Origin of the sequence: Bradyrhizobium embrapense (genome assembly GCF_001189235.2) — a bacterium.
Taxonomy (GTDB): domain Bacteria; phylum Pseudomonadota; class Alphaproteobacteria; order Rhizobiales; family Xanthobacteraceae; genus Bradyrhizobium; species Bradyrhizobium embrapense.
Window position 1 is genome coordinate 243599 of the sequence record NZ_LFIP02000008.1, and the last position, 25754, is coordinate 269352.

The 25754-nt window shown below is 64.5% G+C and carries 22 protein-coding genes; 15 read left to right on the forward strand and 7 right to left on the reverse strand.

From position 1 onward, the window contains the following. Window positions 1–10: 10 nt before the first annotated feature. A complete protein-coding gene (locus tag AKN83_RS29600) occupies window positions 11–472 on the reverse strand; it encodes an Lrp/AsnC family transcriptional regulator (RefSeq protein WP_050404592.1) in 462 nt (153 codons plus the stop codon). A gap of 142 nt (window positions 473–614) precedes the next feature. Here AKN83_RS29600 and AKN83_RS29605 point away from each other — a divergent pair, with 142 nt between their 5' ends. Together AKN83_RS29605 and AKN83_RS29610 are read left to right on the forward strand one after the other, a co-directional pair. Further along, on the forward strand, window positions 615–2981 hold the full coding sequence (locus tag AKN83_RS29605; RefSeq protein ID WP_050404591.1) for a transketolase: 2367 nt from the start codon (window positions 615–617) through the stop codon (window positions 2979–2981). Window positions 2982–3268: 287 nt separating this feature from the next. Then, the gene (locus AKN83_RS29610) at window positions 3269–4702 is read left to right on the forward strand and encodes an aldehyde dehydrogenase family protein (RefSeq protein ID WP_050404590.1); all 1434 of its coding nucleotides are present in this window, start codon (window positions 3269–3271) and stop codon (window positions 4700–4702) included. Window positions 4703–4916: 214 nt separating this feature from the next. Here AKN83_RS29610 and AKN83_RS29615 read toward each other — a convergent pair whose 3' ends face one another. Continuing rightward, the gene (locus AKN83_RS29615) at window positions 4917–5879 is read right to left on the reverse strand and encodes an SMP-30/gluconolactonase/LRE family protein (RefSeq protein WP_050404589.1); all 963 of its coding nucleotides are present in this window, start codon (window positions 5877–5879) and stop codon (window positions 4917–4919) included. 113 nt (window positions 5880–5992) lie between these two features. On the opposite strand from AKN83_RS29615, the gene AKN83_RS29620 reads away from it, so the two are divergent. Next, window positions 5993–6814: an NAD-dependent epimerase/dehydratase family protein gene (locus AKN83_RS29620; RefSeq protein ID WP_050404588.1), complete on the forward strand. Its 822-nt coding sequence runs from the start codon at window positions 5993–5995 to the stop codon at window positions 6812–6814. On the opposite strand, the gene AKN83_RS29625 is transcribed toward AKN83_RS29620, so the two are convergent. Both AKN83_RS29625 and AKN83_RS29630 read right to left on the reverse strand, forming a co-directional pair. Continuing rightward, the gene (locus AKN83_RS29625; protein WP_157113628.1) at window positions 6815–7384 is read right to left on the reverse strand and encodes an invasion associated locus B family protein; all 570 of its coding nucleotides are present in this window, start codon (window positions 7382–7384) and stop codon (window positions 6815–6817) included. Window positions 7385–7418: 34 nt separating this feature from the next. After that, on the reverse strand, window positions 7419–8111 hold the full coding sequence (locus AKN83_RS29630; protein WP_063695589.1) for a GntR family transcriptional regulator: 693 nt from the start codon (window positions 8109–8111) through the stop codon (window positions 7419–7421). 172 nt (window positions 8112–8283) lie between these two features. Between AKN83_RS29630 and AKN83_RS29635 the strand changes: the two genes are divergently transcribed. The 4 genes from AKN83_RS29635 to AKN83_RS29650 all read left to right on the forward strand — a co-directional run bounded on the left by AKN83_RS29635 (window position 8284) and on the right by AKN83_RS29650 (window position 13090). Further along, on the forward strand, window positions 8284–9987 hold the full coding sequence (locus AKN83_RS29635; RefSeq protein ID WP_050404586.1) for an IlvD/Edd family dehydratase: 1704 nt from the start codon (window positions 8284–8286) through the stop codon (window positions 9985–9987). Window positions 9988–10140: 153 nt separating this feature from the next. After that, the gene (locus AKN83_RS29640; RefSeq protein WP_063695594.1) at window positions 10141–11142 is read left to right on the forward strand and encodes a TRAP transporter substrate-binding protein; all 1002 of its coding nucleotides are present in this window, start codon (window positions 10141–10143) and stop codon (window positions 11140–11142) included. Window positions 11143–11168: 26 nt separating this feature from the next. Continuing rightward, a complete protein-coding gene (locus AKN83_RS29645; protein WP_050404585.1) occupies window positions 11169–11753 on the forward strand; it encodes a TRAP transporter small permease in 585 nt (194 codons plus the stop codon). Further along, a complete protein-coding gene (locus tag AKN83_RS29650) occupies window positions 11750–13090 on the forward strand; it encodes a TRAP transporter large permease (RefSeq protein WP_050404584.1) in 1341 nt (446 codons plus the stop codon). Before AKN83_RS29645 ends, AKN83_RS29650 begins: the two co-directional genes overlap by 4 nt. 849 nt (window positions 13091–13939) lie before the next feature. Here the strand turns inward: AKN83_RS29650 and AKN83_RS29655 are convergent. Continuing rightward, window positions 13940–14731 carry an enoyl-CoA hydratase/isomerase family protein gene (locus AKN83_RS29655; RefSeq protein WP_050404583.1) on the reverse strand — a complete coding sequence of 264 codons (792 nt, stop codon included), beginning with the start codon at window positions 14729–14731 and terminating at the stop codon, window positions 13940–13942. 260 nt (window positions 14732–14991) lie between these two features. On the opposite strand from AKN83_RS29655, the gene AKN83_RS29660 reads away from it, so the two are divergent. Then, window positions 14992–16212 (forward strand): NAD(P)/FAD-dependent oxidoreductase, encoded by a 1221-nt coding sequence (locus tag AKN83_RS29660; RefSeq protein ID WP_157113629.1) that lies wholly within the window; start codon window positions 14992–14994, stop codon window positions 16210–16212. A gap of 116 nt (window positions 16213–16328) precedes the next feature. Here the strand turns inward: AKN83_RS29660 and AKN83_RS29665 are convergent, their stop codons facing one another. Together AKN83_RS29665 and AKN83_RS29670 are read right to left on the reverse strand one after the other, a co-directional pair. Beyond that, on the reverse strand, window positions 16329–17249 hold the full coding sequence (locus AKN83_RS29665) for a ribokinase (RefSeq protein WP_050404581.1): 921 nt from the start codon (window positions 17247–17249) through the stop codon (window positions 16329–16331). A gap of 20 nt (window positions 17250–17269) precedes the next feature. After that, complete coding sequence (locus AKN83_RS29670; RefSeq protein WP_050404580.1) at window positions 17270–18163, reverse strand: sugar kinase; 894 nt, start codon at window positions 18161–18163, stop codon at window positions 17270–17272. Between the two features lie 222 nt (window positions 18164–18385). Between AKN83_RS29670 and AKN83_RS29675 the strand changes: the two genes are divergently transcribed. The 7 genes from AKN83_RS29675 (at window position 18386) to AKN83_RS29705 (ending at window position 25743) form a co-directional block, all read left to right on the forward strand. Next, window positions 18386–19246 (forward strand): VOC family protein, encoded by an 861-nt coding sequence (locus tag AKN83_RS29675; RefSeq protein WP_050404579.1) that lies wholly within the window; start codon window positions 18386–18388, stop codon window positions 19244–19246. A 244-nt stretch (window positions 19247–19490) separates the two neighbouring features. After that, window positions 19491–20147 carry a TetR/AcrR family transcriptional regulator gene (locus AKN83_RS29680; RefSeq protein ID WP_050404578.1) on the forward strand — a complete coding sequence of 219 codons (657 nt, stop codon included), beginning with the start codon at window positions 19491–19493 and terminating at the stop codon, window positions 20145–20147. Window positions 20148–20386: 239 nt separating this feature from the next. After that, entirely contained in the window at window positions 20387–21196 is an 810-nt protein-coding gene (locus tag AKN83_RS29685; protein ID WP_050404577.1) for an ABC transporter permease, read from the forward strand. 137 nt (window positions 21197–21333) lie between these two features. Then, a complete protein-coding gene (locus AKN83_RS29690) occupies window positions 21334–22329 on the forward strand; it encodes an ABC transporter substrate-binding protein (RefSeq protein ID WP_157113630.1) in 996 nt (331 codons plus the stop codon). Between the two features lie 3 nt (window positions 22330–22332). Next, on the forward strand, window positions 22333–23178 hold the full coding sequence (locus AKN83_RS29695; protein ID WP_050404576.1) for an ABC transporter ATP-binding protein: 846 nt from the start codon (window positions 22333–22335) through the stop codon (window positions 23176–23178). Between the two features lie 13 nt (window positions 23179–23191). Beyond that, window positions 23192–24595, forward strand: a complete 1404-nt coding sequence (locus AKN83_RS29700) for a hypothetical protein (protein WP_050404575.1) — start codon at window positions 23192–23194, stop codon at window positions 24593–24595. Then, window positions 24592–25743, forward strand: a complete 1152-nt coding sequence (locus tag AKN83_RS29705; protein ID WP_050404574.1) for a Gfo/Idh/MocA family protein — start codon at window positions 24592–24594, stop codon at window positions 25741–25743. Before AKN83_RS29700 ends, AKN83_RS29705 begins: the two co-directional genes overlap by 4 nt. Window positions 25744–25754 lie beyond the last annotated feature (11 nt).

Sequence of the window (25754 nt, forward strand, 5' to 3'; positions counted from 1 at the left end):
TTCACCAACCCTACACCGGCAGCGCCGTCGAATACTTCACCTGGCTCAGCGCAAAGCTCGACTCGATCGAGGCGATGCCGTCGAGCCGGGTCAGCTTGTTCTTCAGGAACGCTTCGTAGGAGGAGAGGTCGGCGGCGACGACGCGCAGCAGATAGTCACGGTTGCCGGTCATCAGATAGCATTCGAGCACCTCGTCCCATTTCGAGATCGCGCGCGCGAAGCGGTTGAGGTCCTCCTCCTTCTGCCGCGCCAGCTTGATCGAGATGAAGACCGAGACATGCAGCCCGATCGACTTCTGGTCGACGGTTGCGATGTAGCGGGAGATCACGCCGCGCTCCTCGAGCAGCTTGACCCGGCGGTGGCAGGGCGACACCGACAATCCGACCTTGTCGGCGAGGTCCTGCATGGTCATGCGGCTGTCGGTTTGAAGCAGACTCAGGATCTTGCGGTCGATGGCATCGAGGGCAGGCATTGGGATGAACTCGTAGGTTAAGGCCGGATCGTGGGAATTTATCCCAATTTTTCCTCTGCTGTCGCGTGGAATTGAGATTTTCGGCGGCTGCCGCGGCAGTAACATCGGAGATATCGCCCGGACGATTGCCAGGAACACTGACATGGGTATTGCGCCTGAACGCCTCGACATGCTGTCCGCTTTGGCCCGCAAGGTGCTGTGGCTGTCGTCGTGGACCATCCACCACGCCAACCATGTGCGGCCCTCGACCGACGGGCTGAAGGTCGGCGGTCACCAGGCCTCGTCGGCGTCGCTCGCCAACATCATGTCGGCGCTGTATTTCTCGGTGCTCCGCCCGCAGGACCGCGTCGCGGTGAAGCCGCATGCGAGCCCGGTGTTCCACGCGATCCAGTATCTGTTCGGCCACCAGACCCGCGACAAGCTGGAGAATTTCCGCGGCTACAAGGGCGCGCAGTCCTATCCGTCGCGCACCAAGGATGTCGACGATGTCGACTTCTCCACCGGCTCGGTCGGGCTCGGCGTGGCGCAGACGCTGTTCGCTTCGCTGGTGCAGGACTACGTCAAGGCGCATGGCTGGATGGGCGACCGGCCCGAGGGCCGCATGATCGCACTGGTCGGCGACGCCGAGATGGACGAGGGCAACATCTTCGAGGCGCTGCTGGAGGGCTGGAAGCATGGCCTGCGCAACACCTGGTGGGTGGTCGACTACAACAGGCAGTCGCTGGACGCCGTGGTGCGCGAGGGGCTGTGGGCCAAGTTCGAGACCATGTTCCGCAATTTCGGCTGGGACGTGGTGATCGTGAAATACGGCAAGCTGATGCTGGAGGCGTTCGCCGAGCCCGGCGGCGAAGCGCTCAAGCGCTGGATCGACAACTGCCCGAACCAGATGTACGCGGCGCTCTGCTTCCAGGGCGGCGCGGCATTCCGCAAGCATCTGCGCGACGATATCGGCGACCAGGGCGACGTGTCGGCGCTGATCGAGCGCCGCAGTGACGACGAGTTGCTGGCGCTGATGTCGAACCTCGGCGGCCACGACATGGCGAGCATGATCGAGGCCTTCGAGGCGATCGACCATGACCGTCCCGTGTGTTTCATCGCCTACACCATCAAGGGCGTCGGCCTGCCGATGCAGGGCCACAAGGACAATCACGCCGGCCTGATGACCGTGGCACAGATGGAGAAGTGGCGCACGGCGCAGAACATCCGCACCGGCCATGAGTGGGACAAGTTCGAGGGCCTGTCGCAGGAGCCCGCGCAGCTCGAGGCGTTCCTCGCCGCGGCACCATTCAACCGCGAAGGACGCCGCCGGCTCTCGGCGCCTCAAATCGACGTGCCGGAGCGGCTGGCATTCAAAGCCTCCGCGCAGATGTCGACGCAGCAGGGCTTCGGCCTCGTGCTGCACGAGCTGGCGCGCGGCGAGACCGAGCTGGCGTCGCGCATCGTCACCGTTTCGCCCGACGTCACGGTGTCGACCAACCTCGGCGCCTGGGTCAACCGCCGCGGTCTGTTCGCGAAGGCGGAGAACCATGACCTGTTCCGGCAGGAGAAGATCCCGTCCGCCTACACCTGGGAATACTCGCCTGACGGACAGCACCTCGAACTCGGCATCGCCGAGATGAACCTGTTCATCATGCTCTCTGCGCTCGGCCTGTCGCACCAGATCAACGGCGCACGGCTGCTGCCGGTCGGCACGCTGTATGATCCCTTCATCGAGCGCGGCCTCGATGCGCTGAACTATGCCTGCTACCAGGATGCCCGCTTCATGGTGGCCGCGACTCCGTCAGGCATCTCGCTGGCGCCGGAAGGCGGCGCGCATCAGTCGATCAAGACGCCCTTGATCGGGATCGGACAGGACGGGCTCGCCTCGTTCGATCCGGCCTTCGTCGATGAACTTGCCGTGATCATGGGCTGGGGCTTTGGCCACATGCAGCGCGAGGGCGCCGAAGGTGGTTCGGTTTACTTGCGACTCTCGACGAGAACGCTGGAGCAGCCGCAACGGATCATGACACCGGACCTGCAGCGCGACATCACCGATGGCGCCTACTGGATGCGCAGACCGGGCCCGAACTGCGACATCGTCGTTGCGTATACCGGCACCGTCGCGCCGGAGGCGATCGAGGCGGTCGGCCTGATTGGCGAGAGCCACCGCGATGTCGGTCTCCTGGCGGTCACCTCTGCCGATCGGCTCTATGCGGGGTGGTCCGCCGCACGGAATTTGCGCCGCGACCGCCGCGGCACGCAGCATTTGAGTCATATCGAGCGCATGCTGGCGCCGCTCGGCCGCGACTGCGGCATCGTGACCGTGATCGACGGCCATCCGGCCTCGCTCGGCTGGCTCGGCAGCGTGCGCGGCCACCGCCTCGAGGCGCTCGGTGTCGAGCATTTCGGCCAGACCGGCACGATCGGCGACCTCTACCGGCACTACGGCATCGACGCCAACGCCATCATCGACGCGGCGGAAAGCGTGTCGGTCGGCGCTCCGGTGCGGCATCGCAAGATGGCGGTGTGAGCCATCATTCTGCCCTCGTCATTCCGGGGCATGCGAAGCATGAGCCCGGAATCCATCGGGCTGCGGAGTTGGTGGAGGAATGGATTCCGGGCTCGCGACTACGTCGCGCCCCGGAATGACGGTTGGAGCAAGCCTTGCCACGCCAGCGGCAGCGACATTATATGCCGTTCGCGTGCACGAGCCGCGCCCCGCATATGGCGGGTTCAATTCGCCCTGCTTTCGTGCAAGGATGCCTGCCGAACGCTTTCCGTTCCCCTTATCCATACGCCCCCTACAAGAGGTTTCCGATGGTCAATCGCATGCAATTCTACATCGACGGCGCCTGGGTCGATCCCGTCGTCAAAGGCAAGTCCACCCCCGTCGTCAATCCGGCGACCGAAGAAGCGATGTATGAGATTGCGCTCGGCTCCAAGGCCGATGTCGACAAGGCAGTCGCCGCCGCCAAGCGCGCCTTCGAGACCTATTCCCAGACCAGCCGCGAGGAACGCGTCGCGCTGCTCACCAAGATCGTCGAGGTCTACAAGGGCCGCATGAAGGAGATCGGCGCCGCCGTCTCCGACGAGATGGGCGCGCCGCTACCGATGGCCGAGAAGCTGCAGGCCGGCGCCGGCCTCGGTCACCTCATGAACACCCTCGAAGTGCTCAAGAAGTACGAGTTCGAGGAGACCATGGGCACCGCCGTGATCGTGCGCGAGCCGGTCGGCGTCGTCGGCATGATCACCCCCTGGAACTGGCCGCTCAACCAGATCGCCTGCAAGGTCGCGCCCGCGCTCGCCGCCGGCTGCACCATGATCCTGAAGCCGTCGGAGTTCACCCCGACCTCGGCGCTGATCTTCGCGGAAATCCTCCACGAAGCCGGCGTGCCGAAGGGCGTGTTCAACCTGATCAACGGCCTCGGCCCGGAGGTGGGTGCGGCGATGAGCGAGCACCCGGACATCGACATGATCTCGTTCACCGGCTCGACCCGTGCCGGCGTCGACGTCGCCAAGCGTGCGGCGCCGACCGTGAAGCGCGTCAGCCAGGAGCTCGGCGGCAAGTCGCCGAACGTGATCCTCGAAGGTGCCGACCTGACCAAGGCGGTGACCGGCGGCGTGATGCACATGTTCAACAACTCGGGCCAGTCCTGCAACGCGCCGTCGCGCATGATCGTGCCGCTCTCCAAGATGAAGGAAGTGGCCGCGATCGCGAAGGGCGTCGCCGACAAGACCAAGGCCGGCGATCCGCGCGCTGACGGCACCACGATCGGTCCTGTGGTCAACCGGGGCCAGTGGGACAAGATCCAGGCGCTGATCCAGAAGGGCATCGACGAGGGCGCAACGCTGGTCGCCGGTGGCCCGGGCCTGCCCGAGGGCGTCAATAAGGGCTTCTATGTCCGTCCGACCATCTTCGCCGACGTCACCAACGACATGACGATCGCCCGCGAGGAAATCTTCGGACCGGTGCTCACCATCATCGGCGCCAAGGACGAGGCCGAGGCGGTGAAGATCGCCAACGACACGCCCTATGGTCTCGCCGGTTACGTGTCGGCCGACACCGTGGAAACCGCGCGCCGCGTCGGCCGCCAGATCCGCGCCGGCAATATCAACCTGCAGGGCGTGCCGAACGAGCGCACCGCGCCGTTCGGCGGTTACAAGCAGTCCGGCAACGGCCGCGAGTGGGGCCGTTACGGTCTGGAAGAATATCTCGAGGCCAAGGCCGTCGCCGGCTACAACGCCGCGTAAGCTCGATCCACGAGAGACACGATTTCCGGCGCCGGGGCAGGCAACTGCTCCGGCGTCAGACGTTTTGGAGACGCAAGATCTTGAAAGTGCGAATCTTGCGAAGATGAAGATTGTAGTTTCGCCGTCATTGCGAGCGAAGCGAAGCAATCCATCTCTCCTCACGCGCGGACAGATGGATTGCTTCGTCGCTTCGCTCCTCGCAATGACGGCCGGGCTAACCTCCCGGCGCCCCCTGGGTGTTGACGTAGAGCGCATAGATCGACTGGCTCGCCGCCATGAACAGGCGGTTGCGCTTCAGTCCGCCGAAGCAGAGGTTGGCGCAGCGCTCCGGCAGCGCGATGCGGCCGATCATGACGCCATCAGGTGCGAACACCACGACGCCGTCGAGTTCGGGATCGCCCATGCCCCAACCGCACCAGAGATTGCCGTCGATGTCGCAGCGCATGCCGTCGGGCGTGCCGCGGCCGGCATCGATGAACACGCGCTTGTTGGAGATTGTTTTGCCGTCGGCGGAGACGTCATAGGCGAGGATCTTGCGGTTCGGCTCGCCGCGGGATTCCACGACGTAGAGGATCTCCTCGTCCGGCGAGAAGCACAGCCCGTTCGGGCCGAGCACGCCTTCGGCGACGACGCTGGCCTTGCCGGTTGCGGGATCGAGCCGGTAGACGTTGGGCGCGATTTCCGGATCCGCCTTGTAGCCTTCGTAATTGCCGAGCAGGCCGAAGATCGGATCGGTGAACCAGATCGAACCGTCTGATTTCACCACGATGTCGTTCGGCGAGTTCAGCCGCTTGCCGCCGAAGGAATCGATCAGCACCGTGATCGATCCGTCATATTCGGTGCGCACCACGCGACGGCCGCCATGCTCGCAGGTGATCAGCCGGCCCTGGCGGTCGCGGGTGTTGCCGTTGGCGAAGTTCGACGGCTTGCGGAAGATGCTGACCGCACCGCTCTCTTCCTCCCATTTGAGGATGCGCTGGTTCGGGATGTCGCTGCACAGCAGATAGCGCCCGTCGCCGAACCACACCGGACCTTCGGCCCAGCGCAGGCCGGTGGCGATGCGCTCGACGGCGGAAAGCTTCAGCCAGTATTTCTCGAAGCGCGGATCGAGCGCGTGGATCGCGGGATCGGGATAACAGGTCGCGGGACGCCAGCCGGCGGAATGAACATCGGACATTTGCTGTTCTCGTTGTTGTGTATCGATGGTGTTTCCTTGAGCGCATGGTTTGCTATCATTGTCGGCCTGCGACCGCAATTCGGCTGCAGCAAACCGGAAAGACGAGGGACGGCATGCCACGCATATTGATGACCGGCGCATCGGGCGGAATCGGCACGAGCCTGCGCAAGCTGCTGCCGCCGATCTATCCGGACCTGCTGCTGAGCGACATCAAGCCGCCCTCCGATCTCGGCAGCAACGAACAGTTCAAGGCGGCCGATCTCGCCGATCTCGCAGAGGTCGAGGCGATCTGCGAGGGCGTCGACGGCATCCTGCATTTCGGCGGCTATTCGGTCGAAGGCTCGTGGGACGCGATCCTGCAGGCCAACATCATCGGCACCTACAACCTGTTCGAGGCGGCGCGCAAGCAGGGCGTCAAGCGCGTGATCTTCGCCTCGTCCAATCATGCGGTCGGCTTCTACCCGCGCCATCACCGCATCGGCACCGACGTCAACGCGCGGCCGGACAGCCGTTACGGCGTGAGCAAGGTGTTCGGCGAGGGCGTCGGCGCGCTCTATGCCGACAAGCACGGCATCAAGGTGACCTGCATCCGGATCGGCAATTTCGGCGAGGCGCCGCTCGATCACCGCAGGCTCTCGATCTGGCTCAAGCCGGAAGATCTGGTGCAGCTCTGCCGCATCGGGCTCGAACATCCCGACATCCATTTTGAGGTGCTGTACGGCGCGTCCTACAACGAGCGCTCCTGGTGGGACAATCACCGCGCCTATGATCTCGGCTATCGTCCGACCGGCCGTGGCGAAGATTTTCGCGAGCACGCGATGGCCGAGCAGGCCAAGCTGCCGCCGGACCCGGTCGGCGACTTCTACCAGGGCGGCACGTTCTGCAGCATGGAGTTCGACGGCGATAGGACAAAGGTGATCGACTGGAAGAAGTGATCAGTCGTCGCACTGCGGCAGCTGCTTCACCGCTTCAGTGTGCTCTCGCTGCGGCTCGTTCGAGCTTTGCCCCGAAGCCTTCGGTGCGCTTCCGGGCCCGTCATAGGTCTGGGAGAAGTGCGCGAGCGGGAAGGTGAGGCTGATCTTCTGCCCGGTCAGGTTCTTGGCTTCGACCACGATCGTTTGCGCGTGCTTCAGCCGTTCGATCAGCTCGCCATTGGCCTCCAGCGTGCCGCCGCAGCCGAGCGTGTAGCAGTGCGTCCTCGCGACCTGCATCGGCTCGTCCTGATCGATCTTGAGGCTGATGGTGCCTTCCAGCATGGTCCGCGTGCCGACATTGGCGGTGAGCAGCGCGCGCGTGCTGGTCTGCGGCGAGATGCTGATGGTGCCGCCCGACGGCGCGCACTGGCCGCGTGCGGCGGCGGCGACGAAGCAGCTCGCCTCGGTGAGGCACGTCTTGGTCCAGGGCTCATAGGTGAGCTCGGTTGCGCGCGGATCGGCCGCCTCGGCAATTCCGCCGAGCGCGAGCTGTGCGGCAATCGATCCCATCAACAAAGCCACGTAGCGCATCGCCGTCTCCTTCACGAGGAGGCCGCGTATCGCGCTATTGCGGCTTTTTGTCGTTGGAGATGCGCACGAGGTAGTCCGCCTTGCTGTACTGCATGTGATCGACGCAGAGCTGCGCCAGCGCCCAGCTGTCGCGGCCCCTCAAGAGCTCGATCATCAATTCGTGCTGGCGACGCGACAAGGCGAGCCCCTCGCTGTCGGCGAGGTTCTTGGCGCGCATCGGCAGCGTCAGGTTCATGTAGTCCTGCAGCGAGCGGACCAGATAGGGATTGCCGCAGGCGGAGAACAGCGCGAGGTGGAATGCATCGTTGCTCTCATGGATGCCGCGCATGTCCTGCGCGTCGGCCCTGAGGCAGTAGTGCCGTTGCAGCTCGCTCAACTGGTCGATCAGCCTGTCAGGCGCGGGCAGGGCGATCATCAGTGCGGCCTGGCGTGTCAGCATCTCGCGCACCTCGTAGATCTGCCGCACTTCCTCGACCGAATAGAACCGCACGGTGGCGCCGACATTCTTCTCGCGCAGCACGATGCCCTGGCGCTCGAGCTGGAACAGCGCCTGGCGGACGAAATGCCGGCTCGCGCCGTAGCGCTGCATCAGGGTATCCTCGACCAGCCGCAGGCCGGGCGCGAAGCGGCCGAAGATGATGTCCTCCTCCAGCCGGCGGATCACTTCCGCCTGTTCCTCCTCGCGCGAGGGGGCCTGGAGTTCGGGCAAGGTGGGCTCGGCTGTCATGCGCGCTCGGCTTCGGGTCGATGCCGGAGGTCAGCACGACGCTATGGTTATTGTCAATAATGGGGGCGATTTTGCCGCAAAGCGGCCAGGCTTCTGCGCCAGATTATCTCGTATTGACAATAATTCCCGCCGCTCCTTAAGTGCGGCCGACCAATGACGGGAAGAGAAGAAAATGGCCGACGGACTTCGCAAGGGACTGACCAGCTATGGTGACGCCAGCTTTTCGCTGTTCCTGCGCAAGGCGTTCATCAAGGCGATGGGCTATTCGGATGATGCGCTCAATCGCCCGATCGTCGGCATCACCAACACCTACAGCGACTACAATCCCTGCCACGGCAACGTGCCGCAGATCATCGAGGCGGTGAAGCGCGGCGTGATGCTGTCGGGCGCGATGCCGTTCGTGTTCCCGACCATCTCGATCGCCGAGAGCTTTGCGCATCCGACCTCGATGTATCTGCGCAATCTGATGGCGATGGATACCGAGGAGATGATCCGCGCCCAGCCGATGGATGCGGTGATCGTGATCGGTGGTTGCGATAAGACCCTGCCGGCGCAGCTCATGGCCGCGATCAGCGCCGATCTGCCGACGGTGGTGATTCCGGTCGGGCCGATGGTGGTCGGCCATCACAAGGGCGAGGTACTCGGCGCCTGCACCGACTGTCGCCGGCTGTGGGGCAAGTATCGCGCCGGCGAGATCGACGATGCCGAGATCGAGGCGGTGAACGGCCGCCTCGCGCCATCGGTCGGCACCTGCATGGTGATGGGCACCGCCTCCACCATGGCCTGCATCACCGAGGCGCTCGGCCTGTCGCTGCCGATGAGCGCGACCATCCCGGCGCCGCATGCCGAACGCTTCCGCTCCGCCGAGGCCAGTGGCCGCGTCGCCGCCGAAATGGCCAAGACCAAGGGACCGAAGCCGAGCGAGATCCTGACGCCGGCCTCGTTCCGCAACGCCCAGATCGTGATGCAGGCGATCGGCGGCTCCACCAACGGGCTGATCCACTTGACCGCGATCGCCAACCGCTCGCCGCACAAGATCGACCTCGAGGCGTTCGACAGGCTCGGCCGCGAGGTGCCCGTGCTGGTCGACCTCAAGCCGTCGGGCGAACACTATATGGAGCATTTCCATCATGCCGGCGGCGTGCCGAAGCTGATGGCGCAGCTCGGTGACCTCATCGATCTCGATGCCAGAACCATCACCGGCCAGACCCTGCGCGAGGTCGTCGCCAATGCGGAGGACGTGCCGGGGCAGGATGCGATCCGCTCCAAGGCGAACCCGATCAAGTCCGAAGGCGCGATGGCGATCCTGCACGGCAATCTCGCGCCGCGCGGCGCCGTCATCAAGCAGTCGGCGGCGAGTCCAAAACTGCTGCAGCACACCGGGCGTGCGGTGGTGTTCGAGTCGGTCGAGGACATGACGCTGCGGGTCGACGATCCCGCGCTCGACGTGACTGCCGATGACGTGCTGGTGCTGCGCAACGCCGGCCCGAAGGGCGCGCCCGGCATGCCCGAGGCGGGCTATTTGCCGATCCCGAAGAAGCTTGCGCGCGCCGGCGTCAAAGACATGGTCCGCATCTCCGATGCGCGGATGAGCGGCACGGCGTTCGGCACCATCGTCCTGCACATCACACCGGAGTCCGCGGTCGGCGGACCGCTCGGCCTGGTGCGGAACGGCGACATGATTCGGCTCGATGTCGCGAGGCGCAGCATCGATCTTTTGGTCGACGAGGCCGAATTGCAGAAGCGCCGCGCCGCGCTTGCGCCGACCGGCACGCCGGATTGGGCCAAGCGCGGCTACGCGCATCTGTTGAACGAAACCATCTTGCAGGCCGACGAGGGCTGCGATTTCGACTTCATGCGTGCCAAGGGGAAGTAGCGCGCGTCGTTCGGCGAGGCTGCCGAATTGTCGATAATTTAAGCGACGCAGCGCTCGTTGGCGCCTACTGCGAGCTGAATATCTCTGTTTTATTGACAATCCCGCGGGACTGGTGGGATGATCGCGTCAATCAAAAACAGGGGGAACGTCGCGATGGGCTATTCAGCTGGGATCGTCGGGATCGCCATGGCCGCGGCAGCGCTGCTGCTGCCGGCGCGCGCCAGCGCGCAGGAGGTCAAGCACTTCCGCTTCGCCTATGACCAGCCGCGCAACACCGGCTACTCGGTCGCCGGCGATCTGTTCGCCGAGAAGCTCAAGGAGTTGAGCAAGGGCACGATGATCGTCGACCAATATCCCGGCGCGCAGCTCGGCCAGGAACCGCAGCTGCTGCAGCTGGTCAAATCAGGCGATATCGAGTTCGCGATCATCTCCTCGGCCAACACCGCGACGATCTCGCCGCAGGCCGGCGTGATGTCGCTGCACTTCCTGTTCCGCAACGACGCCCATGTGATCAAGGCGCTGGCGGATCCGCAGGTGTTCGACGCCATCAGAACGATGATCGACGAGACCGCGCAGGGCCTGCATGTGATCGGCACCGGCTCGCAAGGCGTGCGGCACATCTACAGCAAGCGGGAGATCCACAACGTCGGCGACCTCAAGGGCATGAAGGTGCGCGTGCAGGCGACCGCGACCGAGGACGCCATGTTCCCGGCCTATGGCGCGCAGACCGTGCACATGCCGTTTGGCAGCGTCTACACGTCGCTGCAGACCGGCGTGGTCGATGCGGCCGAGAACAGCATCAACGTCTATCTCGTCAACAAGCACTATGAGGTCGCGCCGGTGCTGTCGATCACCGAGCACGAAGCCAATAATGCGCTGCTGTTCGTCTCCGACAAGCTCTGGCAGGGCCTCTCCGCCGAGCAGAAGCAATGGGTGCAGGCCGCTGCCAACGAGGTCAGCGCCAAGGAGCCGCAGAAGGCCTTCGAGCTGGAGCGGACTGCGTTGACCAAGCTCAAATCGTTCGGCGTCAAGGTGGTCGAGGACGTCGACAAGAAGAGCTTCACCCCGATCGCCGATCCCTATCTCGACAAGCTCGCCAAGGAGCTCGGCCCGCATGCGGAGAAGATCAAGAACCTGATCCGCGCGGTCAACTAGAGCCCGGGTCGACGGGAGCGCGCGCCATGGCCATCGCCGACAGGCTGGTGCTGCAACGGCAGCGGCATCTGAAGTGGCGGGCGCTGGATCGGCTCGAGCTGATCCTGATGATGCTGTGCGGCCTGTTGTGCTTCGGCTTCTCGCTCTCGGTCACCGCCGACATCGTCACGCGCACCATCGGTCACCCCTGGCTGTGGCTGCAGGAGGTGACCTCGACGCTGTTCATCTACGCGATCTTCATTGGGGCTGCGGTCGCGACCCGGCGCAACGATCATCTTTATCTCACCGCGCTCTCGGAGGCGATGCACGGCCGGTCGCGGCTGGTGGTCGAGATCGTCATCCGCCTGGTGGTGTTGGGCGTCGCGTTTTGCCTGGTCTGGTACGGCTATCAAAACTACCTTCGCGGCTTCGGCAGCTTCCGGCTGCCGTCCGGTACGCCGATCGCCTCGCTCTATGCGGTGATCCCGCTGTCCGGCATCCTGATCGGCCTGTTCACGATCGAGCAGCTCGTCAACGGCATCCGCAACGGCTTTGAGCACTCGGAGCCGCCGGACGAGGACCTTGCGATCCCAGCGATCAACACCGGCGCGACCACGGGAGTGCGGCCGTGAGCGCGCCGGTCGTGCTGGTGCTGATGTCGTCCTGCTTCCTGTTCTTCGGCTATCTCGGCGTGCCGGTGCCGTTCTCGCTGATGGCCGGCGTGTTCATCGGCGCGGTGCTGTCGGATGTGTCGCTCGCCGCGATCATCCAGAAGATCTTCGACGGCGTCGATTCCGAGGCGCTGCTGGCGATCCCGTTCTTCCTGCTGGTTGGCGAACTGATGAGCTCGGCGAACGTCGTGGTCCGCATCGCCAATTTGTCGGTGTCGCTGGTCGGGCATATCAGGGGCGGGCTATCGCAGGTCGTCGTCGTCTTCAGCATGTTCTTCTCGGAGATGTCGGGCTCGACCACCGCCGATGTCGCTGTGATGAGCCGGGCGCTCGGCGGGCCGATGCGAAGGGAAGGCTACGAGCCGGCCTTCATCGCCGCGATCATCGCCTCGGCCTCGACCATCGCGGCGCTGGTGCCGCCGAGCATCACGGCCGTGGTCTACGGCGCGGTCGGCAACGTCTCGATCGCCGGCCTGTTCATGGCGGGCGTCGTGCCCGGCCTGATGATCGGCTTCGGGCTGATGATCTATTGCTATTTCTTCGGCCCGTCAGGCCTGCGCAAGCCGCGCGCGCCGCTGCGCCAGATCGCGTTCGCCGCCGGCGACGCTGCGCTGCCGCTGATGATCCCGGTGATCCTGCTGGGTGGCATCCTGACCGGCTGGTTCACGCCGACCGAGGCCGGCGTGGTCGCCGTTGTCTACATCATCGCCGTGGTGATCCCGGCGCTCAATCGTGGTCATCTGAAGAAGATCCCGTACGATTTCTGTCTCGCCGGTCTCATTTTTTCGCTGCCGCTGATCACGATCGGGGCGGCGAACGCGTTCGGCTGGATGCTGGCCTATCTGCGCGGTGCGATCTACATCGCCGACTGGATCACCTCGATCGCCGGCAACGATCCGCATCTCATCATGCTGCTGATGGTATTGCTGTTCACGGTGGTCGGCGATTTCATCGAGCCGGTGCCGACCATCATCATCTTCATGCCGCTGGTCAACGCGCTGACCCAGGCCGGCGACATCAACGGCGTCCACATGGGCGTGGTGCTGATCGCAACGCTCGCCTTCGGCCTGATCACGCCGCCTTACGGGCTGGTGCTGCTGATGGCTTCGAAGTTCGTCGGCATCAGCTTTGCCAGAGCGCTGCGGGCGGCGCTGCCGATCTATGTCGTGTTCCTGGTCACGATCTGCTTCACTATCTATTTTCCGAAAGTCGTGCTGTGGCTGCCCAAGCAGGTAATCCCGGAATCGGTCGGCTGCTTCAAGGCGCCCGGCGGCACCGGATACATCTGCCCGAATTAGGCGTGTGCTCATCAATCCACTACGCATGCGACAAGCGATGACCGCTCCACCGCTGAAAGCGGACATCATGGCGTCGAAGGGCGAGAGCGGCTCTGGGCCAACATCAGAAATAGTCCGCCGCGCGGTTGGATTAACGAGAGATCTTTGTACCAACCGCCGGTTTGGACCAATTCGTCGTCACCTCATTCAATTCCGCATCGGTTCTTGAAAGAAAGGGTCGCTACTGATGGCGTTCACATTGCAGCGGCACCGTTTATTTGCAAACTTCCACGTTTGACGTGAGGCCGGAATTCCCAGTTCGGACCGCTTCAAGGTGACAGCCCGGTTTGACTGGCCGACACCCTCCCGACGAACTACATATCATTTGCCCTGTCGGCTGAGGTTTCGATTTCGCCTCTGCATTCGGCTTTGCACTCTGGGCATAGGCGCTCTCATTTAACCCACCCAATGCCGTTGATAGTAAAACTGCAACCAACGTAGCGCGCACACTAAAATTCGACATGCCCCGCCTCTTTTGCTCATATGGATCAAAATATTAATTTCTCGCGCGCACCCCGGCTAATACTGCGAGGCGCTTGCCAATACAGAAATCGTAACACTGCTTGTCACTCAGTGTCACTAGCGTCAAAGTCCGCTGCGGCTCAAAATGCGCCACTCGAATTCCTCGCAAGGTGCATGGAGCAGCAGCGAAGACTTTGCATGCGGCACGAAAATGCTGAGCCCGATCGCCTCAGGCACGCTTAAACCTTCAAATGAAGACCAGTTCTGGTCGATGGTCGCCCTTCGCAAGCGCGCAAGGCGGACGGTCCCGGACCTATGCATACCCGCCTTGGGAAGGCCGTCGCACGCCTACTTCGACTTGCTGGTGAACTTCTTCACCGCGACGCGGAAATCGTCGGTGTGCATCGAGGTGATGATCTTGTGTTCCTCGGCGTCGAGCTGCTGCTTGGTCGGCGTGGTGGCCGCCTGATAGACCAGCGCCTTGGTCCCGGCGATCGCGGCGGGCGGGTTTTTCGCGAGGCGCTCGGCGAGCTGCCGCGTCGCGGCCTTCAGCTCGGCGGCGGGGACGATCTTGACCACCAATCCCCATTCATAAGCCTGCTGCGCGGCGAAGCCGTCCTCGGCCAGGAAGATCTGCAGCGCGCGGCGGGTCCCGACCGTGCCGACGATACCGACCGTGCTGCCGCCGTCGGGCGACACGCCGATCTTGGCATAGGCGGGCGTGAAGCGGGCATCCTCCGCGGCGATGCACAGGTCGGTCACGAAGGCGAGGCCCATGCCGGCGCCGGCTGCCGATCCGTGCACGCTGGACAGCACGATCTTCGGCATTCGCCGCACCGCCTCGATGAAGGCGTGATAGTGATGAAGCATCTCGCCGACCACGGGGGCGACGTTGTTGGCTTCGGTCGCAGCGCCGATGGTCTGCAGATCGCCGCCGGCGCAGAAGGCGCGGCCTTCGCCCTCGATGACCAGCACGCGGACATCCTTGTTGGCTTCGACCTCGGCGGCGAGCTGCTCGAGCTTCTTGGCAATCGTCATATCGATCGCGTTGAACGCGGCCGGCCGGTTCAGCGTGATGGTCGCGATGGCGCCGTCGATGCGGAGCAAAGCGGGGTCGTTGGCGGAGGCGGGTGCTGGCATTTTTGAAGACCTTGGGCTTGTTGTTTCCGGGCATTTAAGGCCTAGGCGGCAGCCGTGGCAATCCGGCTCCGCGCGAAGGCGCGGTATAGGGTGGCCAGAATCCCCCGAGACCCCCTTGCATCGGCGCGAGCCATGAGGCCAAATGGCCGTCAGCCTTCGGTACGCAGACACGAGCGCTGTGGGGACGGGGCAAGCAAGCTAACATCGACAAGAGGAAACGGCATGGGTCACTCCTGCTCGCGCGTATGTGGGTTGTTCCGATGACAGGCTCGGTCGTCATCGTCGGCGCCGGACATGCCGGCTTCCAGCTCGCGGCATCGCTGCGCCAGGCCGGCTTTGCCGAGCGCATCGCCCTGCTCAATGACGAAGGCCATTTGCCGTACCAGCGGCCGCCTTTGTCGAAGGCCTATCTGAAGGGGACCGGTGGGCCCGAGACCCTGATGTTCCGGCCCGACAAGTTCTACCAGGACAACAAGATCGAGCTGATCACCGACCGCGCCCATGCGGTCGACCGCAACGCGAGGAAGGTGGCGCTCGCTTCCGGCACGTCGCTCGACTACGGCCATCTGGTGTTCGCGACCGGCGCGCGGAACCGGCTGCTCGATATTCCGAACGCCAGGCTCGACGCTGTCCGCTACCTGCGCATTCTCGACGAGAGCCAGGCGTTGCGCGATCTGATCGCACCCGGCATGCGCGTCGTCGTGATCGGCGCAGGCTTCATCGGGCTCGAATTTGCCGCCACCGCGCGGGCCAAGGGCCTCGAGGTCGACGTCGTCGAGCTCGCCTCGCGCGTGATGGCGCGCGCAGTGACCGCAGAGATCTCCGAGTTCTCGCAGTCGCGCCACAGCGCTGCCGGCATCCGGATCCATCTCGGGGTGCAGGTCACGGCGATCGAGGCCGATGGTACGAAGGTCACCGGCGTCAGCCTGAGCAACGGGACGCATATCCCGGCAGATCTCGTCGTGGTCGGCGTCGGCGTGCTGCCGAATGTCGAGCTCGCCGCAGAAGCCGGCCTGCCGGTTGCATCGGGCATCATCGTCGACGAGCATCTCTTGACCGCCGATCCGAACGTCTCCGCAATCGGCGATTGCGCGCTCTACACCAGCAAGCGCTTCGGCGGATCGCTCCGGCTGGAGTCGGTGCAGAACGCGACCGACCATGCGCGCTGCGTGGCGGCGCGGCTGACCGGCAAAACCGAGGTCTATGACGGACTGCCGTGGTTCTGGAGCGACCAGGGGCCCGACAAGCTGCAGATGGCGGGTCTCACCACCGGCTACGACCGCGTCGTGGTGCGCGGCGACCGCGCGCAGGGGGCGTTCTCGGCGTTCTGCTACCGCGGCGACAAGCTGCTCGGCATCGAATCGGTCAATCGCGCCGGCGATCACATGTTCGGCCGCCGGCTGCTCGGCGCCGGCGGTTCGATCACGCCGGAGCAGGCGGCGGATGCGAGCTTCGATTTGAAGAGCGCGCTGGCTAGTTGAATCGTCGTCCCGGCGTCGTGTGCGATTGCGCACGGGGCCGGGACCCATACTCCGCGGCGCTGGTTGGTGGAGACGAACGCAGTCACTGCGCGCGTGCCCCAAACTGTGGCCGGTGGCTATGGATCCCGACGTGTGGAGAGAACGGCCTTCACCTCTTCAACCGTCGGCATCGATGGCGCGGCCCCCATCCGCTGCACGCAGATCGACGCAGCAATGTTCGCATAAGCCAGCGCGTCGCCGAGCGGCTTGCCGATGGCGAGCTGCGAGGCGAGGGCGCCGACGAAGCAATCGCCGGCGCCTGTGGTGTCGACGGCCTTGACCTCGCGTCCGGGCACAAGCAGCGGTTGATCCTCGACCAGCGCCAGCACGCCGCGCCTGCCGAGCGTGACACAGACGGTCTTGCCATGCCCGAGGGTCCGGGCCGCCTCGGCGAAGCGGGATGGATCGTCGCTGTCGCGCAGCTCGGCTCCCGTCAGCAGGCCAAGCTCGGTCTCGTTGAGAATCAAAACGTCGACCAGATCGAGCAGTGCCTTGTCGGCCTGTTTCGCCGGCGCCGGATTGAGGATCGTGGTGGCGCCGGCGGCGCGGGCGCGGCTGAAGAACGCGGCGATCGTCGGCAGCGGGATCTCGAACTGGCTGACAGCGACGTCGCCCTTCGCAAGCACGGGTGCTGCGACATCGTCGGCATCGACCAACCCGTTGGCGCCCGGCACGACGACGATGGTGTTGTCGGCATTGGCAAGCGTGATGATCGCCGTGCCCGAATGGGTGCCGCCGGTGTCCTTGACGAAGGGGAGATCGACGCCTTGCGCGGCGAGGAAGGCTCTCAGCTCCTTGCCGAACGCGTCGATGCCGAGCCGGCCGACCAGCGTGGTCGGCACGCCCTGCTTGGCCGATGCCACCGCCTGGTTGGCGCCCTTGCCGCCGGGGAAATACAGCACCGCCTCGCCGGCGACGGTCTCGCCTATTTTCGGATGGCGCTCGGCGGTCGCCACCACGTCCATGTTGATGCTGCCGGCGACGAAGACGCGCCCCATGACCTGCCCCCTCAGCCCTGTCAGACCGCCGCGCCGAACTCCTGCTTGACCGCGGCGATGTCGGCGAGCGTCGGCAGGCCGGCCTCGTTGCCGAGCTTCTGGATCTTGAAGGTCGATGCCGCGCGCGCGAACTCGAAATGCTCATGCCAGGCTTTGCCGGGATTGGCGAGATAGGAATAGATATAGGCGCCGTGGAAGACGTCGCCGGCGCCGTTGGTGTCGATCACGCGCTTGCGCGGGATTGGAAACGCCGGCAGCGTTTGCACCTTGCCCGCCTCGTCGTACCAGAGCAGGCCGCGCTCGCCCATGGTGACGCCGCCGACCTTGCAGCCGCGGCTCTTGAGATAGTCGAGCATCTGCTCCGGGGTCTTGTCCATCTGCTCGCACAGCCGCTCGGCGACGATCGCGACGTCGATGAAGGCGAGCAACTCGTGGGTGTTGGTGCGCAGGCCGCCGCCGTCGAGCGAGGTCAGGATGCCGTCCTCGCGGCACAGCTTCGCATAATGGATGGCGGCGTCCGGCTGGTGGCCGTCGATGTGCAGCGCGCGGCAGCCCTTGATGTTCAGGAGCGGAAAGGGGTGGATGTGCTGGTCGTCGCGGCAGCGCACGATGGCACGCTTGCCGTCGTTCGGCATGATGAAGGACAGCGAGGAGGAGTTCACCTTGCGCGGATGGAACGAGATGCCGTACCTGTCGGCCATGTCCCAGAACATCCGTCCCAGCCAGTCGTTGGCCATGGTGGCGATCAGGTCCGGCTCGATACCGAGCTTGGCGCAGCAGAACGCCGCGGTCACCGCGTTGCCGCCGAACGACACGGCGTAGGCGTCTGCAACGTGCTTTTCGTCGCCGACCGGCATGTGATCCGTGATGAAGGTGACGTCGATATAGGTCTGTCCAATGAAGAGAGCCTGCATTCGCTTCCCGTCGTCGCTTGGTGTGGTCCCGGCCGACAATGAGACTAGCACCGCTGGTCGGCCGATATCGCTGAAATTATTCGCAACCCTGCTTGGTTTACAGGTAGAGATGATGGATGTGCCGTCCCGTTCTGGTATGCGGCATAACGGCCGGTAGCAGGTCGCGGTTCCGGGATTCGCAGGGAGAAGCACAATGACGGCAGATTCGGGGAGGCCAATGCCATGATTACCGGTCTCGATCACGTCGTCGTCCTCACCGGCGACATCGCTGCCGCCAGCGCCGCCTATGAGACGCTGTTCGCGCGGGCGCCGGCCTGGCGCAACAGCGGCGACGGCGCCGACCGCGTGCTGTTTACGCTCGACAACACGACGCTGGAATTGATGGCGCCGCGCGGCGACGACGCGGCCGCCCAGCGCGTCCGCAGCGCGCTCGTCACGCAAGGCGAGGGGCTTGCGAGCCTCTGCTTCCGCACCAGCGATATCGCCCGGACGCACCGCAGGCTGGACCGGTTGACGCTGAAGCCAGAGCCCGTCGCCGAGGTCGAGAGCCGCGACGAGGCCAGCGGCGCCACGCTGTCATGGAAGCGGACGCGCGCGGCGACCGACGCGACGCGCGGTGTGCGCATGTTCTTTTTGGAGCGGGAGCAGGAGCGGCCGCTGTCGGTGCGCACCACGCCGGCCTCGATCACCGCGATGGATCATGTGGTGGTCTCGACCGCCGATCCGGAACGCGCTGCCGCGCTCTATGGCGCGCGGCTCGGGCTCGACATGGCGCTCGACCGCTCGCATCCGGAGTGGGGCCGGCTGATGTTCTTCCGCTGCGGCGACCTCGTGGTCGAGGTCACGCACCGGCCGGCCAAGGACAGCAGCAAGGCGGAGACCGACGCGCCGGACCGGCTGCGCGGCATCTGCTGGCGCGTCGCCGATATCGAGGCCACGCGCGCGCGGCTGGTTGCCGCCGGGGTCGACGTCTCGGAGATTCGCACCGGCCGCAAGCCCGGCACGCGCGTGATGACCGTACGCAACGGCACATGCGGCGTGCCGACGCTCCTGGTGCAGCCCTCACAGGGGAAGCCAGACTAGGGGCGTTCGTTCTGCGTGTCGTCACGGCAGCGTGCGTGGCGCGCAAATGAGTTCTATTCGTCATTCCGGGCTCTCGCTGCGCGAGCCCCGGAATGACGAAAGAGAAATATTCCCGCATGGCCGTCACGACAACATTCGTTCTCAAACGCCGCGCGTCATGCTACACTTGACAGTTCAGCATCACCGGGCGATCGATTTGGCGAAAGCAAAGCGGATACAGAGATGGCAGCGCGATCCCCAGGGGATGCGGCTGCGGATTCTCGAGGCGGCCAAGCAGGAATTCGCCGCCCACGGCCTCGCCGGCGCGCGGGTCGACCGGATCGCGGCCAATGCCGACGCCAACAAGCGCATGCTGTACTACCATGTCGGCAACAAGGAGGATCTCTATCTCGAGGTGCTGGAAGGCGCCTACGAGAAGATCCGTGCCGAGGAGCGCAACCTCGATCTCGAGCATCTCGATCCGCCCGAGGCGATCGGACGCCTGATTGATTTCACGTGGAACTATTTTCTGCGCAACCCCGAGTTCCTGGCGCTGCTGAACACGGAAAACCTCGCCAAGGCAAAGCACCTGAAGCGCTCGACCAAGGTCAAGTCGATGCACTCGCCCTTTGTCGAGATGATCCGCACTGTGGTGAGGCGCGGGGTCGAAAGCGGCGATTTCCGCGACGAGGTCGATCCGGTGCAGCTCTATATCTCGATTGCGGGGCTGGCGTTCTTCTATCTCTCCAACAGCGCCACCTTGAGCGTGATCTTCGGCCGCGACCTGCTCAAGAAGGACGCCCGCGACGAGCGCCTCGAGCACATGACCGCGCTGGTGCTGGCGGCGCTGACCGGCAAGTCCACTGCAACGTTTGGCAGCGCGATGCCGGTGCTGCGCACGGCCGAACACAGGGCGGTGTGAACGCATCGCAGCCCTGTAGCCCGGATGGAGCGAAGCGCAATCCGGGCAACTCTATCCGTGGACAGATCGGTCCCGGATTGCGCTCCGCTTCATCCGGGCTACGCGTCCTTCATCGATAAAAATTTCGTCTGACGAAAGTCGCGTGCTTGCCGCGATTTTACCGCGCGCGAGGGGCTGGACAGTATTTATCCAACGGGTTAATTTCTGCACGAACAGAGAAGACTGCAAGGGAGTGTGGCGTGGCGGAGGCAAAGAGCCCTTCGGGCCTGTCGAGGGTGCTGAATGCGGCGTGGGTGCGTCCGTTCCTGTTCCTGGTGGTCATCGTGGTGGCCTGGGACCTCGCGATCCGTCTGTTCCACATCCCGGCCTATCAGATCCCGTCGCCTGGCGACGTCGTCGCGGTGCTGTGGAGCGACTGGCCGGAGTTGCTGCGGCAGTCCTGGCCGACCACCTATGCGACGATCTGCGGTTTCCTGCTCTCGGCGCTGTTCGGCATTCCCACAGCGATGCTGATCGCGGGTTCGAGGACTGTCGAGAGCTACGTCTATCCGCTCTTGGTGTTCTCCCAATCCGTGCCGAAGATCGCAATCGCGCCGCTGTTCGTGGTGTGGTTCGGCTTCGGCATCATCCCCAAGGTGATCTCCGCGTTCCTGCTCGGCTTCTTCCCCGTCGTGGTCTCGGCGGTGCAGGGCTTCAAATCGGTCGATCCCGATATGGTCGACCTGGCGCGCGCAATGCAGGGCAGCCGCTTCAAGGTGTTCTGCGCAGTCAACCTGCCGCATGCGATGCCCGCGATCTTCTCCGGCCTGAAGGTGTCGGTGACGCTTGCTGTGGTTGGTGCCGTGGTCGGCGAATTCGTCGGCTCCAATTCCGGCATCGGCTACGTGATGCAGCGCTCGATCGGCACCTTCGACCTGCCGACGATGTTCGCCGCATTGGTGATCCTGGCGCTGCTCGGCGTCATCCTGTTCTGGATCGTCGACCGCATCGAGCGGCTGGTGATCCCCTGGCACGTCAGCCAGCGCGACGACATCATCTTTGCCACGTAGGATTTGTGCACAGAAACAACAGCAAACGTCATTGCGAGGAGCGATAGCGACGAAGCAATCCATTTCCCCACTTGCTGCACGATGGATTGCTTCGCTGCGCTCGCAATGACGAAAAAGAACAACGGGAGGATTATCTGATGCGATTGCTCACTGCCGTTATTGCCGCACTGGCCTGGACCGCGCTCGCGGTGGGGCCGGCGGCTGCGGCCGACAAGGTCGTGCTGATGCTGAACTGGTACGTCTATGGCGAGCACGCGCCGTTCTATTACGGCAAGGCCAAGGGCATCTATGCCGCCGAGGGTATCGACCTCGAGATCCAGGAAGGCCGCGGCTCGGCTGCGACGACGCAGGCGGTGGCGGCCAAGACCGCCGATTTCGGCTATGTCGACGTGCCGACGATGATGCGCGCCGCGGTGAAGGGTGCGCCTGTGATCGCCACCGGCGTGCTGCTGCAGACCAGCCCGATGTCGGCGATGGGCTTCGTCGACAAGAACATCAGGAAGCCGGAGGACATCAAGGGCAAGACGGTCGCGATCACCCCTGCGGATTCGATGACGCAGATCTGGCCGCTGTTCCTGAAGAAGACCGGCCTGAAGGAAAGCGACTTCAATACCGTCGCCGGCGACGGCCAGACCAAGCTCAACGCCGTGATCAACGGCCAGGCCGATCTCCTGCTCGGCTATGTCATGGACCAGTCGATGAAGATCAAGGACGCCACCGGGAAGGACGTCTATCCGATCAAGTTCGCCGACTACGGCATCAACATGGTGTCGTCGGGCATCATCGCGAACTCCGACTATGTGAAGGCCAATGGCGATTTGGTCCGCCGTTTCATGTCGGCGACGACCAAGGCGGTGGAGGCAGCCGAGAAGGAGCCGAAGGCGGCGGCGCAGTCGATCCTCGACGCCAATCCGAAGGGCGGCAAGCTCGACACGCTGACGCAGGGCTTCGAGCTGACGATCCCGCTCTATCGCACGCCGGAGACCAAGACCAAGCGGCCGTTCCAGGTCACCGACCAGAACATGACCGAGTCGGTCGATCTGATGGTCGAGTATGGCGGCCTCGACGCCAAGGCGAAAGCCAATCCGAAGGCGTTTTACACCAACGACTATCTGCCGAAGGGTGACTCGTAAGCCATGAAATCGGCAATCAAGAGCGCTGCCGAGCAGCCCGCCGCGCATCTGCGCCTGGTCTCGGACCGCGCGGCCGGCGCCACCGCCGGCATCAAGCTGTCGGGCGTGTCGAAGACCTACCGCTCGCGCGACGGCGACGTGCCGTCGCTGCGGCCGCTCGACTTCACCATCAATGACGGCGAGTTCTTCGTCGTGGTGGGGCCCTCCGGCTGCGGCAAGTCCACGCTGCTCAAGATGATCTCCGGCCTGCTGCCGCCGACCACGGGCGAGGTGCTGGTCGACGGCGAGCCGGTGACGAAACCGCACGGCAATGTCGGCATCGTGTTCCAGAACGCGCTGTTGCTGCCGTGGCGCAACATCCTCTCCAACGTGATGCTGCCGATCGACATGAAGCAGCTCGCCCGCGACAAATATCTCGCCCGCGCCAAGGCGCTGCTGAAGCTGGTCGGGCTCGAGGGCTTTGAGAAGAAGCTGCCGTGGCAATTGTCCGGCGGCATGCAGCAGCGCGCCTCGATCTGCCGCGCGCTGGTGCACGATCCCAAGATCATGCTGATGGACGAGCCGTTCGGCGCGCTCGATGCCATGACGCGGGAGCGCATGAATGTCGAGCTGATGCGGATCCAGCGCGAGACCGGCAAGACGGTGCTGCTGATCACGCATTCGATTCCCGAAGCCGTATTCCTCGCCGACCGCGTGCTTGTCATGACCGAGCGGCCCGGCGCGATCGCCGCGATCTACGACGTGCCGATGCCGCGGCCACGCTCGCTAGAGACGATGTCCGATCCCGTCTTCACCGAGCTGGTGCAGCGGATCCGCAAGCATTTCTTTACCCAGGGGTCGCTGGACTAACACCGAGCCTCCAATGCCGCCTCGCATCAAAGTCAACGATATCGCCTTCTTCGAACGGCCGCTGCCGTTCGTCCGGCCATTCCGGTTCGGCGCGGTGACGATCACCGCGTCGACCCAGTTGTTCGTGCGGGTCGAGATCGAGGTGGAAGGCAAGGGCCGCGCCACCGGCGCCAGCGCCGAGATGCTGGCGCCCAAATGGTTCGACAAGCGGCCGCACCTGACGGAAGCGCAGTCGCTCGACGGCCTGCGCCGCTCGCTTGCGATTGCGCGCGAACTCTATCTGGCGAAGGGCTTTGACACCGCGTTCGGCCGGCATGCCAAATGTATCGGCCCGCAGGTTGCGGCCTGCGCCGCGGAGGATATTCCGCCGCTCACCGCCGGCTTCGGCCCGGCCGAGATCGACAAGGCGATCCTGGATGCGTTGCTGCGCGCGGCCGGCGTGAATTTCTTCGAGGGGATGGCCGGGAATATCGCCGGTATCGATGCGCGGCTAACGCCGGATCTCGACGACGCGGTCATCGCGCGGTTCCTGTCGACGCGCAGGCGGCTGGATCGTGTCGCCATCAGGCATACGGTCGGGATGGACGACACGGTTGAGGGGGACGGCGGCGTCGCCGACCCCAACGAGAATGCGGATGCGCGCTATTTCAAGCTCAAGCTGAACGGCGATCCCGCCCATGACGCCGCGCGGCTGGCGCGAATCGGCCGAGAGCTCGCAAGGCTGCCTTACGCCACCAAGGTCACGCTCGACGCCAACGAGCAATATGCCGACCTTGCGGCGTTGAGCGCACTTGTCGACCGGCTCGATCACGACGCGGCGCTTCGGCCGATCGCGGCAAACCTGTTCTACATCGAGCAGCCGATGCCGCGTGATATCACCAAAGCCTCGCCGCTCGGGGGGCTGGCCACGCGCAGCTTCATCATCGATGAGGCGGACGATTCCTATGATGCCTTCCCGCAGGCGCGGGCGCTCGGCTATCGCGGCATCTCCTCGAAATCGTGCAAGGGCATCTACAAGTCGGTCATCAACGCCACCCGCGCGGCAGCGTGGAGCGCGGATGGCGGCGAATATTTCATCAGCGGAGAGGACCTGACCTGCCAGGCCGGGCTCGGCGTGCAGCAGGACCTTGCTCTCGGTGCGCTGATCGGCGTCGCCCATGCCGAGCGCAACGGACATCATTACGTCGACGGCTTTGCCGACACCCCGGCCGATGAGGCCGACGCTTTCCTCACCGCGCATCCCGATCTCTACATGCGCGACGGCGGCAAGGTTCGCCTTGCGATCCATGACGGCGATCTGCTGACGGGATCGATCGCCGCAGCATCAGGCTTTGCCAGTTCGATCCATCCGGACTGGTCCACCATGCAGCCGCTCAAGCGGCCAACACCACGCGTTTCGCAGGAGCAGACGATATGACGACCAAACGCCTCGGCCTGATCATGAACGGCATCACGGGCCGGATGGGTCTCAACCAGCACCTGATCCGCTCGATCGTTGCGATCCGCGAGCAGGGCGGCGTGCTGCTCGCCAACGGCGACCGCATCATGCCCGATCCGATCCTGGTCGGCCGCGACGCCGAGAAGGTCGGCGCGTTGGCGAAGCGCTACAACATCGAACGGCACACCACCGATCTCGATCGCGCGCTCGCCGACAAGGGCGATACCGTGTTCTTCGATGCCGCCACCACGCAGGCGCGGCCCTCGCTGCTGACCAAGGCGATCAACGCCGGCAAGCATGTCTATTGCGAGAAGCCGATCGCGACCAATCTCGAGGAAGCCGTTGCGGTGGTGAAGCTCGCCAATGCCAAGGGATTGAAGCACGGCACGGTGCAGGACAAGCTGTTCCTGCCCGGCCTGAAGAAGCTCGCCTTCCTGCGCGACTCCGGCTTTTTCGGCCGCATGCTCTCGGTGCGCGGCGAGTTCGGATACTGGGTGTTCGAGGGCGGCTGGCAGGAGGCGCAGCGGCCGTCGTGGAACTACCGCGCCGAGGATGGTGGCGGCATTATTTTGGACATGGTCTGCCACTGGCGCTACGTGCTCGACAATCTGTTCGGCGAGGTCGAGAGCGTGGTCTGCATCGGCACCACGGACATTCCCGAGCGCTATGACGAGAAGGGCGGGAAGTACCAGGCGACCGCCGACGATTCCGCTTACGCGACTTTCAAGCTGAAGGGCGGCGTGATCGCCCATATCAACATGAGCTGGGTGACGCGGGTTTACCGCGACGACCTCGTCACCTTCCAGGTCGACGGCACCCATGGCTCGGCGGTGGCGGGCCTGACCGACTGCGTGATCCAGGCCCGCCAGGCGACGCCGCGGCCGGTGTGGAATCCGGACGAGAAGCGGCTGCACGATTTTTATGCCGACTGGCAGAAGCTGCCGGAGAACGTCGTCTACGACAACGGCTTCAAGGAGCAGTGGGAGATGTTCATCCGCCACGTCTGCGAGGATGCGCCCTACAAATACACCCTGCTGGAAGGTGCCAAGGGCGTGCAACTCGCCGAATGCGCGCTGAAGAGCTGGAAGGAGCGACGCTGGATCGATGTCGCCCCGATCGTGGTCTGAGAAAGGGCTTT

Excerpts from the sequence above, each read along its gene's own strand:
- AKN83_RS29600 (WP_050404592.1), bottom strand. The coding sequence starts at position 472 with ATGCCTGCCCTCGATGCCATCGACCGCAAGATCCTGAGTCTGCTTCAA.
- AKN83_RS29605 (WP_050404591.1), top strand. The coding sequence starts at position 615 with ATGGGTATTGCGCCTGAACGCCTCGACATGCTGTCCGCTTTGGCCCGC.
- AKN83_RS29610 (WP_050404590.1), top strand. The coding sequence starts at position 3,269 with ATGGTCAATCGCATGCAATTCTACATCGACGGCGCCTGGGTCGATCCC.
- AKN83_RS29615 (WP_050404589.1), bottom strand. The coding sequence starts at position 5,879 with ATGTCCGATGTTCATTCCGCCGGCTGGCGTCCCGCGACCTGTTATCCC.
- AKN83_RS29620 (WP_050404588.1), top strand. The coding sequence starts at position 5,993 with ATGCCACGCATATTGATGACCGGCGCATCGGGCGGAATCGGCACGAGC.
- AKN83_RS29625 (WP_157113628.1), bottom strand. The coding sequence starts at position 7,384 with ATGCGCTACGTGGCTTTGTTGATGGGATCGATTGCCGCACAGCTCGCG.
- AKN83_RS29630 (WP_063695589.1), bottom strand. The coding sequence starts at position 8,111 with ATGACAGCCGAGCCCACCTTGCCCGAACTCCAGGCCCCCTCGCGCGAG.
- AKN83_RS29635 (WP_050404586.1), top strand. The coding sequence starts at position 8,284 with ATGGCCGACGGACTTCGCAAGGGACTGACCAGCTATGGTGACGCCAGC.
- AKN83_RS29640 (WP_063695594.1), top strand. The coding sequence starts at position 10,141 with ATGGGCTATTCAGCTGGGATCGTCGGGATCGCCATGGCCGCGGCAGCG.
- AKN83_RS29645 (WP_050404585.1), top strand. The coding sequence starts at position 11,169 with ATGGCCATCGCCGACAGGCTGGTGCTGCAACGGCAGCGGCATCTGAAG.
- AKN83_RS29655 (WP_050404583.1), bottom strand. The coding sequence starts at position 14,731 with ATGCCAGCACCCGCCTCCGCCAACGACCCCGCTTTGCTCCGCATCGAC.
- AKN83_RS29660 (WP_157113629.1), top strand. The coding sequence starts at position 14,992 with ATGACAGGCTCGGTCGTCATCGTCGGCGCCGGACATGCCGGCTTCCAG.
- AKN83_RS29665 (WP_050404581.1), bottom strand. The coding sequence starts at position 17,249 with ATGGGGCGCGTCTTCGTCGCCGGCAGCATCAACATGGACGTGGTGGCG.
- AKN83_RS29670 (WP_050404580.1), bottom strand. The coding sequence starts at position 18,163 with ATGCAGGCTCTCTTCATTGGACAGACCTATATCGACGTCACCTTCATC.
- AKN83_RS29675 (WP_050404579.1), top strand. The coding sequence starts at position 18,386 with ATGATTACCGGTCTCGATCACGTCGTCGTCCTCACCGGCGACATCGCT.
- AKN83_RS29680 (WP_050404578.1), top strand. The coding sequence starts at position 19,491 with ATGCGGCTGCGGATTCTCGAGGCGGCCAAGCAGGAATTCGCCGCCCAC.
- AKN83_RS29690 (WP_157113630.1), top strand. The coding sequence starts at position 21,334 with ATGCGATTGCTCACTGCCGTTATTGCCGCACTGGCCTGGACCGCGCTC.
- AKN83_RS29695 (WP_050404576.1), top strand. The coding sequence starts at position 22,333 with ATGAAATCGGCAATCAAGAGCGCTGCCGAGCAGCCCGCCGCGCATCTG.
- AKN83_RS29700 (WP_050404575.1), top strand. The coding sequence starts at position 23,192 with ATGCCGCCTCGCATCAAAGTCAACGATATCGCCTTCTTCGAACGGCCG.
- AKN83_RS29705 (WP_050404574.1), top strand. The coding sequence starts at position 24,592 with ATGACGACCAAACGCCTCGGCCTGATCATGAACGGCATCACGGGCCGG.